The sequence below is a fragment of the Shewanella sp. M16 genome (assembly GCF_018224605.1).
Classification (GTDB): Bacteria; Pseudomonadota; Gammaproteobacteria; order Enterobacterales; family Shewanellaceae; genus Shewanella; species Shewanella oncorhynchi.
In genome coordinates this window covers 230,169-243,331 of record NZ_JAGTUL010000003.1, presented here as the reverse complement: position 1 = coordinate 243,331, position 13,163 = coordinate 230,169, and the positions used below count along the sequence as shown (strand labels likewise).

Genomic DNA, 13,163 nt, shown 5'->3' with positions numbered 1-13,163 from the left:
ACGTACATCTACACTCACCTCTTCGTCGACAACGTCAGAAGTGTATAAAAGACAGGAATAATAAACGTCAATAGCGTGAAATAAAAATAAGAAACATGATTAACAAAATCGAATATGGCGGATAAAAAGGAATAAACATATTTGCTGCAAGTGTATTTAGGTGCCCTATGTTAGCAAGCAAAGATGTTTACCCGTAATAAGCATAATTGATGGCCAGCTCTCTATAGAAAAGAGCGGGCAAATGCTAATGCTGTAACATGACTTGTAACTTGCTCTGATAGCGTTGACGCTCTGACTCATCTCGGCTCAAAGCCAAGGCTTTATCCATATTCAGTTTGGCACGCTTTTCGTCCCCCAGCGCCCAGTAGGTTTTAGATAAACCGAAGAAGAACTCATGACGATAATCCGCTTTTGCCAACGCCCTTTGATACCAAGCCAAGGCTTCATCGTATTGATGCTCATCATAGGCTTGCTGCCCCATGTCATAGTAATAATAGGGATTACGTATTCGCGCTAATTCAAGCACTTTATTAATTTCGGCCCATTCATCAAGCCGCCCCTGCTCCCCTAAAATCAAGGCTAAGTTATAAAGCGTTGTCAGATTTTTCGCATCAAACTTGAGTGCATAGCGATAAACCTGTTCGGCCCGCTTTTCATCACCTTTATGCCGGTAAATAATGGCGAGCGTGTTGAGTGAAGGAACAAACTGGCCGACTTTTAAACCCACTTTAATCAAGGCATAGGCCCTGTCTAAATCACCGTTCACCAAAGACTCTGCCGCCATATTGTTGTAAAACATGCTGATTAAGGTCTGCCGATCCACTTGGGTTTTACCGTATCCCCGTAGAGCTCGCTCTGGCATAAAGTCCACTAAAACTGCGGTAGATGACACATAAACTGAATGTGCGTTTTCAGGTGGAAGTAAGCGTAAATTCACATGCCCATTGATTAAATAAAAATCACCTTGCTTATCCCATACGGGTTCTATCGCGATATCTTGATACTCAGCACTCACATTCAATATGTCCGCTAACGCAGAAGTCATGACCACTAAAGACATGCAATTACCCGCCTTTTGGGCGTAGGTTTCACGGGCAATTTGGGTCAGATTATCTTGATATCGAAAATCAATGTTAGCGCTATTGGTTTGACTCGCATTGATATAACTAGCTAACCATTCATTGGCTAACATGTTGTTATTGTGTGACAAAGTGTATATCCCATAGCGACGTTTTACGTCTGTCACGACCTCGGGTGGCAGATAAAAGATATCCGCAACAGAAGGAATATCGGCCACAGGGGTAAACAGTGAATCGGCAAGTAACGACTCAAGATCCGACGGATTAGGCTCAATGGTCGTCGAGCTACAAGCAAACAATTGACTGAATACAACGCTCAAGATCGTACTCAAGTATACGGCTCGGAATAGTTTCGACATACGTCCTCCCACACCATTAGCTCCTATTTGAGCTTATTACAAATGGCGAAAAAGACGACATAAAATGGTTACAAAAAATGATAATCGCGATCGATTGAAAATAATTGCAAATAATTTAACGAATTAACTATTGTGAAGGTCGGTCAACTTCTATGTATAACTCACGCTGCTGATAATCATACGGCCGATAGTTATGCTCTCCACAGGTAAAATGTCGATAGGGTTTCATGACCGTAACGCAACCTGAGGGTAAAGCCTGCAGAATTTGGATTTGCTGCTGGCGACGAAGCGACTCCTGCCATTCAAAATCCTTGAGCACTTGATCACGCACGGCAAAGGCATCGACAGGCTCACTTGAGCGATTAACGATCACTTCTCCTGCAAAGGCTGAAACCGATATCCAGCCAGAAATGACGATAAGACTTAGTCGCAAAAATTGACCTATTGTTTTTATATTCAATCTCATAGAACACTCCTTAATTTATGCAAGAAAACAGAATTGCTCAGTAATTAAGCTTATTACCCTGTGCTTAAACTTCAATCACAGTGATTACCCATAAAAAAGCAGAGCCTAGGCTCTGCTTCACTATCCCTCGATCCAAGCTAAGCATCAAGGTGAATCACGCATTAATGTGCAAGTTTAATCAGCCCGCATTTTTGACCGTAACAAACTCAGGATAGGCATCAATACCGCAGTCAGAAGCATCCATACCGTTGTATTCTTCTTCCTCAGTCACACGGATCCCCATGGTTATCTTAATCACATACCAGACTGCAAATGATGAGCAGAACACCCAAGTGAAAATGATCGCTGCACCCGTCAACTGTCCGGTAATAGTTGCATTAGCATTGGATAATGGCACACACATTAAGCCGAGGAAACCAGCCACACCGTGTACTGAAATCGCACCTACGGGATCGTCGATCTTAATGCGATCTAAGCCCACTATCGAGAACACCACCACGCCGCCCGCCACTAAACCAATCACACCCGCCATTAACAATGAAGGCGAGAGAGGATCGGCCGTAATCGCCACTAATCCAGCCAAAATACCGTTAAGGATCATGGTCAAATCCGCTTTGCCCCAAATCATCTTACACACTATAAGCGCAGAGATAGCACCAAAAGCAGCTGCAGTATTGGTATTCACAAACACTTTCGCCACTGAGCTTGCATTCGCCGCATCCGACACCATTAATTGCGATCCGCCGTTAAAGCCAAACCAGCCCATCCACAGAATAAACATACCTAAGGTTGCCATTGGCAAGTTAGAGCCTGGAATAGGATTCACTTGACCATTAGGCCCGTATTTACCCTTACGCGCACCGAGTAATATTACGCCAGCAATCGCCGCGGTCGCCCCCGTCATATGCACAATACCGCTACCAGCAAAGTCTACAAAGCCCAGTTTAGCGATAAAACCTTGGCCCCAAGTCCAATAACCTTCTACTGGATAGATAACCGCTGTCATCACCACAGAAAAGAACAAGAAAGCCCACAACTTCATCCGTTCCGCCACAGCACCAGAGACAATTGACATCGCCGTTGCCACAAATACAACTTGGAAGAAGAAGTCAGATTCTAATGCATGGCTCGCATCTGCTGATTGCGAACCAATTAAGGTGCCAATTGACGGTAACCAGCCACCTTCAGTGTTATCCACATACATGATGTTATAGCCAACCAACAGATACATCACACAGGCAATCGCGTACAGCACAACGTTCTTAGTTAAAATTTCAGTGGTATTTTTAGAGCGAACTAAACCCGCTTCTAACATGGCGAATCCCGCCGCCATCCACATGACTAAAGCGCCAGAAATCAAAAAGTAAAAGGTATCGAGTGCAAAGCGTAGTTCAGTGACTGTGCCGCCTAATTTCGTTAATTCTTCCATTGTCAGCCCCTTATAGCGCTTCAGTATCAAGTTCACCCGTACGGATACGGATAGCATGTTCTAAATCAACGACGAAGATCTTACCGTCACCAATTTTCCCCGTATGGGCCGCAGTGGTAATGGCCTCAATCAACATGTCGAGATTTTCAGCCTTAGTGGCAATTTCTAGTTTTACTTTTGGCAAAAAATCCACCTGATACTCGGCGCCGCGATACAACTCTGTATGCCCTTTCTGACGGCCAAAACCTTTCACTTCGGTCACCGTCATGCCCTCAATACCAATTCCGGCGATAGCTTCACGGACATCATCCAACTTAAACGGCTTGATGATAGCGCTGACTAGTTTCATCCTGACCTCCAAAAAAACGCGATTGTTATTAACTTGTATCAAAGGTAATTCAATCATTAGGCCAACAATTTAATCCATTGATTATTATTGATTTAAATTGTTTAACACTATTTTTTAAGGTTAAAAATGCACCATAATCGAGCACTAACTGGTGCGATGCACTCTTTTAGTGAGCAGTTTAAGTGCGACAGCTATTCGACCTTAGGCCTATTGGTAACAAGGTTAAATTAGGGTCTACTGGGGGAAGCGTAAATCGAGATGAAATCTGAGCATCACAACACAAGCTCTTAAACAAAAGCGAAGATCATCACTAAGACAATCATCAAGCGCAGAAGGAAGGCCCGATGTTAAAACCAGAAGAATGTGTTCTCGTTATCGTCGATGTGCAAGGAAAACTTGCACAAATCATGGATAACAGTGACAAGCTGCATCAACAACTACAGACCTTAATCCAAGGCGCACAATTATTTGAAATTCCAATACTGTGGTTAGAACAGCTACCCGATAAACTCGGAGCAACTAGCCCTGAGCTGCAAACTTTACTTGCGAAAACAAGCTCACCCATTGCCAAGCAGCATTTTAGCGGCTGGCACTGTGACGCGTTTGCAAAGGCATTAACTAAGACGAATCGCAAACACGTCATACTCGCGGGTATTGAAACCCATGTGTGTGTTTACCAAACCTGTTGTGACCTTATCGAACAGCAATATTCGGTGCATCTCGTCGCAGATGGCGTCTCGTCACGCAGTGCCGATAATAAAAAACTGGGTATTCAGATGATGACGGCCAGAGGCGCCTTATTAACTAACGTGGAATCGCTATTATTTGAATTACAACATCAAGCCCAAGGCGAGCGCTTTAGGGCATTATTAAAACTGATCAAATAGCGACTTAGCCCGTGGTATTTCTTCAGCCAGCATGACCAACGCCTGACATTACTCGATATTTTTTTCCATAAAAAAGCCCCCGCTGAGTCAGCGAGGGCTTTTATTTACATGAGGGGTTAGCTCATATTGAAAACTCAACCGCGATTGATTAAAACCTACTTATAAGTGGCTTCGCGTTTTTTCGCTTCTTCATCCCACTTAGGTAACATGTCTTTCTTGAATGCTTCTTTCTCTGCATTCATCTTATCCATATCCATACCTAAGGCTGCTTGTGCCTTAGCTTTGGTAGAGATATCAGGAATAGCGATTGGATCTGTGATGCCTTTTTTCGCTAATAACTGTGCTAACTTAACTCGGGCATCGGCCGCTTTATTCACTGAAGTACCTAAAACACGTAGGGCTTCTTCAGGAGCATGAGCAGCAACACCATGGGAAGCAATCGCTAAGTCCCAGCGCCATTGAGCATGACGGATATCGGTCAAGATAGGCTTCATTTCAGCTTCAGTTGCACCCAATTCCCACGCTTTAGCAGCTTCGAAGTGCGCTTTCACTAATTGCTCTTCCGCTTTCAGTTTCATTTCTTTAACTTTAGCTTTACGTTCATTAGTGACGCCAACTAAGAATTCTTTCGTTTGGCTATGGCAAGTTGCACAGGTTTCTTCGAAACGGTCAAATGGATTACCCACTTTATGATCGGTAAATTTCTTACCTTCAGGGCTAGTCACTTTTGGCATATGGCAGTCAACACAACTGACATTATTTTTACCATGAATACCCAGTTTCCACGTTTCATACTCTGGATGTTGCGCTTTTAACATAGGTGTTTTAGACAGCGCATGAGTCCAATCGGAGAACTCGATACCGTCGTAGTAAACTTCCATCTGGTCAACAGTTATGCCCATATCCCAAGGGAATTTGACGAAACCTTTTTTGTCTTCTTTTTTCTCAAAATAGTATTCAACGTGGCACTGACCGCACACCATAGATTGCTTGTCTTTCTTCGAAGCTTTATCAAATGGCGTACCGATAGCATCCATTGCACGGTCTACATAAGGACGAGAGATCCGCAGTTTTGGTGAACCTTTTTCATGACAATCACCACAGCCAATGGTGTTAGTGACTTCAGGGCCACCCTTAGCCCATTTACCTTTGAAGTAGCCATCTTCACCTTGCTCTTCAATTAAGCGAGGTACATCAGGGCTCTTACAGCTCCAACATGCCATAGGCAATGGACCATCTTCCGCATTTTTCGGCGCACCAGTACGTAGGGTATTACGCACGTCGGTCACGGCATACATATGGCCGCGAGGAGCGTTGTAATCTTTTGCGAATGCATAGCCAGCCCACAGGATCACCATATTAGGATCCTGCCCAATCGCATCGACAAGTTCTTCACTCTTTGCGGTATCATGCCAGCTATTATATTGATTCTTAAATTTATCTTTATAAACTTCGTTGCGAGGCTCTGTTTTATCACTCGCCATTGCGCCCGCTGCCATGAAGCTGGCGGCAACCAGTGCACTCAGTGCAAAGGACTTACCTGTCATCTTCTTCATCATCTCATCTCCGTGTTGCATTATTGTTGTAAATCACGACATCTCCATGGTCAAACTTAGTGATTTAACCCTGCTAAAAATATACCTCTTAGGGGGTATCTAGGTTGAAGTTTGCGCTAGATCAAAATGTAAAGGTGTTGTTGTTCACATTTCTATACTTTTGTTAATGTATTACATTATTTTCTAATGTAAAAACCACTGCAAAGTGCCATAACAGCGGCCATCAAAATGAACAGCGGATTAATGAAACGAGGTAGTCTCACCTCAAAAATCTTAGGATTAATGTTAGTACTTATTCTGCTCTCTAGTAGTTTATCGACTTTTGCTATCATCAATTTGTCCTACAGCTTAGGCGACGCCAAGGCGATTAATGCCTCAGGGTCGCTGAGGATGCAAAGCTATCGGTTAATGTTTTACGCCAACTCAGGCAGTGATGCTGCGCAGGATAAAATCACCGAATTCGAAAATACGCTCTATTCCGACACATTAAAGCCCTCGGAAAGTTGGTTTAGTCCGCCAGAAATTGCCGCTCAATATCAGCTTGTCATCGATAAATGGCTGGTGATGAAACACTACATAGAACAAGAAAACTCCCGCGATTATGTCGCCTCACTGAAGGACTTTGTTGATACCATTGATTTACTGGTGCTTGAGATGGAGCACTACGCCGCCTTTAAACTCAGGCTCCTTGCCGCCAGCCAAATATTAGGCTTAGGCGTCATGCTCATTATCGCTTTTGTGGCCGTGCGTTTTACAAAGAAGAAAGTGGTGATCCCGCTGCAAAAACTGATGGAATCGGCCAACACGATTTCTAAGGGTAATTTTGAAATAGAAATGCCCGAGACCGAATATATTGAACTTACAGCGCTGACCCATGCCCTACAAAAAACGGCGAAGGAACTCGCGACGCTTTATGGCAACTTAGAATCGCAGGTAGCAGAAAAAACCTTAGCGCTGACAAGGGCCAACAACGAGCTGGCATTCTTATATGATAACCTACTGACATTAAACGCAAATAAACTCGATTACAAGGCTCTCAAGGCGGCGCTGAATCAGTTAAAAGGCTATGAATCACTCGACTACCTAAGACTCATCATTCAATACCCAGAGCAAGAGTTAGAAGTGATTGAGGCCGATGGCGGTTGGCCAGATATGACTCAAGAGAGCACCCGTTTCCCACTGCAATTTGAGCAGGCTAATTTAGGCTATTTAGAGTTAATTGCCGACCAAACACCCAATATCGCCTTGTTTAACAATTTCGCAATTATGTTGACGCGCTCAATCGTGATCCACAATGCCACAGAGCAAAGACAGCAACTGGCGCTAATGGAGGAACGTGGCGTAATTGCCCGAGAGCTGCACGACTCTTTAGGTCAAGTGCTATCTTTCCTAAAAATCCAAATTAGCTTATTACGCAAAAACTTAGATTGCAGTTGCCGCAGTCCAATCATTGAGGCGCAGTTAACCGAAATCAACGAAGGTGTAAGCACTGCCTACGTGCAGCTCAGGGAGTTACTATCCACCTTTAGGCTCACAATTAAAGAGCCCGATCTAAAAAGTGCTTTAGAGGCTATGCTTGAGCAACTCAGGACAAAGACGAATATAAAGATAACCTTAGACTATAAACTTGCGCCACAATGGCTAGAGGCAAAGCAACACATCCACATACTGCAGATCACGCGAGAAGCGACGTTAAACGCCATCAAACATGCTGAGGCCAGCCTCATTAACATCCATTGCTATAAGGATGACGAGGGTATGGTCAATATTGATGTTTGTGATAACGGCATAGGTATTGGACATTTAAAAGAACGAGATCAACATTTTGGCATAGGTATAATGCATGAACGAGCCAGTAAGCTTTCAGGTAAAGTCGTGTTCAGCGACAATGATTTAAAGAGATTTAAACCTGCTATGGCAACCACGACTGAGCAAGGATGCAATGCACAAGACGACGCACTCAACCCTAACAGCCCATTAAACCTTATGCAGCACAGCAAGGGGTCAAGTGGCACTAGAGTGACGCTTATTTTCCCATCTCAACAGGAGCCTTCAAATGGGTAAACCTTATTCAGTACTAGTGGTCGATGACCATCCCCTCTTGCGCAAAGGCATCTGCCAGCTCATCGCTTCAGATCCTGACTTCAGCCTATTTGGCGAAGCCGGTAGTGGTTTAGACGCATTAACCGCAGTGGTCACCGATGAACCCGACATCATATTGCTCGATCTGAATATGAAAGGCATGACAGGCCTAGATACCCTCAACGCCATGCGCCAAGAAGGTGTTACCTCACGCATAGTAATTCTCACCGTTTCAGATGCAAAACAGGATGTTATCCGTTTACTTCGCGCTGGAGCCGACGGCTATTTGCTCAAAGATACTGAGCCAGATTTGCTGCTCGAAAAACTCAAAAATGCCATGCTTGGCCACAGGGTGATCAGCGATGAAGTAGAGGAATATCTTTACGAACTTAAAGATGCGACCGATGAACAAGAATGGATTTCAAGCCTGACCCCAAGGGAGTTGCAAATTCTACAGCAACTGGCGGAAGGCTTAAGTAATCGCATGATTTCAGAGCATTTACACATTAGTGAAGGCACAGTTAAAGTGCACGTGAAAAACCTACTGCGTAAAGCCAATGCTAAATCGAGAACCGAAATGGCGGTGCGCTACCTAAATAATTAAAGATACGAAAATAAGCTTGGTATCACGCAAACAATAAAGGCAATCCCATGATTGCCTTTATGTTTTTATCAAATAGAGATTAAATAAATGATTACAAACCTTTCTCAATAAATTGCTGCCAACTCAATAGCGCCTGCTCAAAATCCTCTAGGCCACAATAAGCTTCTGACTCAGCATCATAGAGTGACATAGCCTCTTCCAATTCATATTCTTGCTCAAAGCCTAAGGTATTGGCAAACACTCGCGCCTGTTCACGCTCTAACTCTAAGGTAAAATCATTACCAACAAGACGCCATGAACCTCGTTTATCGGCTTGAATTTCTTTTATCACACCCAACACTTGCTGAATTTTAGCTAACTCAGTCCCTAATTCTTCCGTAAACCATTGCCCAAGCACTTCATGATCCATGCTAAAGCTAGCCAAAAAAGTGCCAGTTAAACTGTTACGCCGAAATTCGTATTCCATTTTATTGTCTCTTTGATCTAAGCCTACTAATGCTAATTTTAACCTATCCTTGGCTAAGTTGCTTGCATCCCTCAGCACATCAAATTTATGTCAATTTACGTTTGTCTCATGTCGTTAAGCATAAGTACTGACTTCATTTTCATGACAAAATCAGTTAGTTTGTTTGGATGATTTTGAAAGTTAAATGGAATGCGATATGCACGAAGGATTTATCTACAGTTTAGTGCTAAGCGGCGCCCAAGCGGGTTCCTCCTTGAGCCTAGAACAGATCGAAAAATGGGATCCTCAGGATGGCCTACTCTGGTTACACCTTCGCTATCGCAATAAAAAGGCACGCCACTGGATACTCAATAGCGGTCTGCCTAAGGTCGAAAGTGATGCCCTACTCGCCCAAGACACTCGCCCCCGCGCTGTGATTACAGGTGAAGGCATATTACTCGCATTACGCGGCGTTAACCTCAACCCAAATTCTGCTCCAGAAGACATGGTGGCAGTGCGTATCTATGCCGATAAACAGCGGATCATTTCCACCTGCGATCGCGAGTTACAGTCGGTCAAAGATGTCGCCGAGCTGATCCTTGAGGGAAATGGGCCTACAACTACGGGGGACTTTATCGTCGCAATCTGCGAGCGACTGACCAATCGTAAAGTCGAGTTTATTGATAAATTGGAAGAACAGCTCTCTGATTTAGAAGAGCTCGTCGTCTCAGGCAATGTGAAAGACTTACGTACCGATATCGCCGAACTGCGCCGTCAAACTGTGGCCATTCGCCGCTATTTAGCCCCACAGCGCGAAGCATTCTCGAAAATGATTTCAGAGCAATTCAGTCTATTTAAAGATACTGAGCGACTCAAGCTGAGGGAAACAAACGATAAACTTATCCGCACCATTGAAGATCTCGATGCCCTGCGCGATAGGGCCAATGTGACTCAAGAAGAATTACTCAGTCAGCAGTCGGAGCAACTCAACAAACGCTTATACTTCTTATCCTTAGTGTCAGCAATCTTCTTACCGCTAGGCTTTTTAACAGGCTTACTTGGGGTCAATATTGGCGGGATACCGGGCGCGGACAACACTTGGGCCTTCGCCACCTTCTGCGGCATATTAATCTCACTCGTCGCCCTGCAAATGGCGCTGTTTTATCGATTTAAGTGGTTATAGCCACCTTAAAACAACAAAGCCAATCGATTAGGATTGGCGTTGTTTTCTCTCAGTCCGATAAGCTAATTGTTATGGGCTAATGCTTACGAGCTAATTTTTATGATTTAGGCTGGAATGTCGGCAACTCAAACACATTGGTCATCACTTTATAAAGCTCAGTTCCTTGGTGCACTGACGCCGAAGCAAAGTGCAAAATCGGCACGCAGTCCTGCGGCAAACTGACCGTCTTTAGCTCATCCGCTGTACCGTATAAATCCATACGCAGTAAATTCACTAAGGGCTGTCCCGCTGCCAGTGGTTCACCCACAGGCGCGAGGTATTCCACTAACCCAGAACTTGGCGCGTGATACTTTTTATAGTCCTTAAGGTAACAACCAAAGCGCTGCATTTTAGCGGGTGCAACGGTTTCAGCGATCACGCCTCGGTGGCTTAAATATGCCAAAATTCCTTGTGCATCAACCCGTGCATCCTCAAGACAGACGCGCTCTTGGCTCGCCAATTCCAAGGTTAACGCTGACACTGCAACCCCTAAATCGCGCCCTTGAGATTTTGCAAAATCACTCAATTGCCACCAAGGACAAAACGCAGCCTCATCCATGGCGCCACCAAAGGCATTGGGGATAATGAGCGTATAAGGGATCGACAAAAACTGCGCAGCAGCTAAGTCATATTCAGGACAATACAAGTGCTTACAAGACTTAGGACCTGTGTGCAGATCGAGCACTATATCCGCGCCATGGGCCATAATCTGCAGGTTAACCGCAAGTCTATGACCCGTGGTGATACCCCATTCATGACGCAATTTTTGCTGACAGGCTTCTACCAAAGTACTGCGATAGGCTTGGAGCAGCTCGCTATCACTCAGCTTGGCATGTTCGCCATACCAAGTCGGCAAATCAATAGCATGATTCAAATACTCACGATTCCAATTCGCGCCCGTAATAGGATCAAATCGGCCAAGGGTAAACTCACCACTTTTTTGGTTGATCCCGAGTGGATTGGCCAATGGCACTAAGGTGATTTCGCCGCGGATGTCACAGTGTTCAAGCTGCTTCATCAACTGATAAATCACCGCATTCCCTTGTACTTCAGCACCGTGGACATTGGCCTGAATATACACTTTGGGGCCAGTCGCCTTCTCGTCACTCGGTTTGAAATGGTAGATAGGCAAAGTGAGTGCTTGCCCTGCGGCAAGCTCCCCGATTTGCAGAGACGATGTTGTCGGCAACATACTAAACGCCTTCGAACAGATTTTGATGCAGCGATTTAACCACTTGCGCCGCTTCCGCTTCGGCCACTAACACACACAGATTATGTGGGCTGGCGCCTTGGCAAATCATCCGCACATTGTGTGGCTCTAACACTTCAAACACACGGCGACAAATACCCGGCGTCGTCGCGATGCGGTTACCTATAATCGCCACTAAGGCCAATCCATCTTCAACTCGCACACGACAATGCTGTGATAATTCTTGCAGCAATGCCTCACTCAACAGACCTTGACCACTCGAATCTGAACCAGTTTTATCGAGGGTTAGAGACACATTCACTTCTGATGTGGTAATCAAATCCACACTGATCTTATGTCGCGCTAATGTCGCAAAGGTTTCCGCTAAAAAGCCCTGAGCATGCAACATTTGCAAGCTGTGAAGATTTAATAGGGTTTGATCGCGGCGCAAAGCCACAGCGCGGAATACGGGCGCATCTTCCACTTGATGACGGATCCAAGTTCCGCCCTTTTCAGGCTCTTTACTTGAACCCACAAACACTTGAATTTGCTGACGAACGGCAGGAAGAATAGTCGCTGGATGCAATACCTTGGCACCAAAGGTCGCCATCTCGGCAGCTTCATTGAAACTGATCTCGGCAATCGGAAAGGCATTGGGCGCAAGACGCGGATCGGTTGTATAAATCCCAGCGACATCAGTCCAAATCTCGACCGCTGAGGCGCGTAACGCTTCAGCTAACAGCGCAGCAGAATAATCACTACCGCCGCGACCTAACGTTGTCGTTTGACCGGCGTCATCAGCACCGATAAAGCCTTGTGTCACAATCACTTGCTCCGCTAACAGTGGCTGTAGATAATCACGAGCTAAAGTCGCAATCTGTTCAACCTGAGGTTCAGCGCGGCCAAAGTGGCTGTCAGTACGTAATACTCGGCGCACATCGAAGGCACTTGAGTTGACACCTTTCTCGCGGATCACCGCCGAAAACAACGCCGAAGAACATTGCTCACCGAGGGACAACAACTCATCCATAGTCGCTTTGCTGCGTTGTGATGCGAGCGCTTCACTCAATACCGACATGCGACTCAATAATTTATCTAATGCGGCGGCCACATCGTTAGGACGACCGAGCTTATCTAAAATCGCATATTGAATTTGGGCAATTTGTTTTAATCGCTGTAATCGGCCATCGTCGTTGATCGATTCTTGGGTCAATTCCACTAGTAGATTCGTCACGCCGCTCGAAGCGCTGACCACGACTAAACGACAATGAGGATTAGCTAACACTATGTCGGCACAGCGATTCATAGCGTTATAGTCGGCAACTGAGGTGCCACCAAATTTTGCAACAACGAGGGACATTAGCGCACCTCCGTGAAACACGTAGGGCAACAAATAAACACAAATTGAATAAGATATTGATTAACTAACATGATCACACTCCGAACTGACTTCGTTCGAAGAGCCTGGTGCTCAATGATAACGCACCCCAAAAGAA

Annotated in this window: 12 protein-coding genes; 4 read left to right on the top strand and 8 right to left on the bottom strand. The window is 45.1% G+C overall.

The genetic code is table 11. The features are described 5' to 3' along the window. Window positions 1-244: 244 nt before the first annotated feature. The 4 genes from KFE26_RS03555 to KFE26_RS03540 form a co-directional block, all read right to left on the bottom strand. A complete protein-coding gene (locus KFE26_RS03555) occupies window positions 245-1,438 on the bottom strand; it encodes a tetratricopeptide repeat protein (protein ID WP_212599672.1) in 1,194 nt (397 codons plus the stop codon). Between the two features lie 127 nt (window positions 1,439-1,565). Continuing rightward, complete coding sequence (locus KFE26_RS03550) at window positions 1,566-1,904, bottom strand: hypothetical protein (RefSeq protein ID WP_131525189.1); 339 nt, start codon at window positions 1,902-1,904, stop codon at window positions 1,566-1,568. Between the two features lie 178 nt (window positions 1,905-2,082). Then, on the bottom strand, window positions 2,083-3,333 hold the full coding sequence (locus tag KFE26_RS03545) for an ammonium transporter (protein ID WP_028761801.1): 1,251 nt from the start codon (window positions 3,331-3,333) through the stop codon (window positions 2,083-2,085). 10 nt (window positions 3,334-3,343) lie between these two features. Continuing rightward, window positions 3,344-3,682, bottom strand: a complete 339-nt coding sequence (locus KFE26_RS03540; RefSeq protein WP_028761800.1) for a P-II family nitrogen regulator — start codon at window positions 3,680-3,682, stop codon at window positions 3,344-3,346. Window positions 3,683-4,026: 344 nt separating this feature from the next. Here KFE26_RS03540 and KFE26_RS03535 point away from each other — a divergent pair, with 344 nt between their 5' ends. After that, entirely contained in the window at window positions 4,027-4,569 is a 543-nt protein-coding gene (locus KFE26_RS03535; RefSeq protein WP_168824640.1) for a hydrolase, read from the top strand. A gap of 155 nt (window positions 4,570-4,724) precedes the next feature. Here the strand turns inward: KFE26_RS03535 and nrfA are convergent, their stop codons facing one another. Beyond that, a complete protein-coding gene (gene nrfA, locus KFE26_RS03530) occupies window positions 4,725-6,128 on the bottom strand; it encodes an ammonia-forming nitrite reductase cytochrome c552 subunit (RefSeq protein WP_113939112.1) in 1,404 nt (467 codons plus the stop codon). A 225-nt stretch (window positions 6,129-6,353) separates the two neighbouring features. Between nrfA and narQ the strand changes: the two genes are divergently transcribed. Both narQ and KFE26_RS03520 read left to right on the top strand, forming a co-directional pair. After that, entirely contained in the window at window positions 6,354-8,189 is a 1,836-nt protein-coding gene (gene narQ, locus KFE26_RS03525) for a nitrate/nitrite two-component system sensor histidine kinase NarQ (protein WP_212599671.1), read from the top strand. Continuing rightward, window positions 8,182-8,811 carry a response regulator gene (locus tag KFE26_RS03520; protein ID WP_105250232.1) on the top strand — a complete coding sequence of 210 codons (630 nt, stop codon included), beginning with the start codon at window positions 8,182-8,184 and terminating at the stop codon, window positions 8,809-8,811. Before narQ ends, KFE26_RS03520 begins: the two co-directional genes overlap by 8 nt. A gap of 91 nt (window positions 8,812-8,902) precedes the next feature. Here KFE26_RS03520 and KFE26_RS03515 read toward each other — a convergent pair whose 3' ends face one another. After that, window positions 8,903-9,277 carry a YacL family protein gene (locus KFE26_RS03515; protein WP_105250233.1) on the bottom strand — a complete coding sequence of 125 codons (375 nt, stop codon included), beginning with the start codon at window positions 9,275-9,277 and terminating at the stop codon, window positions 8,903-8,905. Between the two features lie 196 nt (window positions 9,278-9,473). On the opposite strand from KFE26_RS03515, the gene KFE26_RS03510 reads away from it, so the two are divergent. Then, on the top strand, window positions 9,474-10,439 hold the full coding sequence (locus KFE26_RS03510) for a zinc transporter ZntB (RefSeq protein WP_212599670.1): 966 nt from the start codon (window positions 9,474-9,476) through the stop codon (window positions 10,437-10,439). Between the two features lie 97 nt (window positions 10,440-10,536). Here the strand turns inward: KFE26_RS03510 and KFE26_RS03505 are convergent, their stop codons facing one another. Then, window positions 10,537-11,670: a succinylglutamate desuccinylase/aspartoacylase family protein gene (locus tag KFE26_RS03505; RefSeq protein ID WP_212599669.1), complete on the bottom strand. Its 1,134-nt coding sequence runs from the start codon at window positions 11,668-11,670 to the stop codon at window positions 10,537-10,539. A 1-nt stretch (window position 11,671) separates the two neighbouring features. Beyond that, window positions 11,672-13,027: a lysine-sensitive aspartokinase 3 gene (gene lysC / locus KFE26_RS03500; protein ID WP_212599668.1), complete on the bottom strand. Its 1,356-nt coding sequence runs from the start codon at window positions 13,025-13,027 to the stop codon at window positions 11,672-11,674. Window positions 13,028-13,163: the final 136 nt, after the last annotated feature.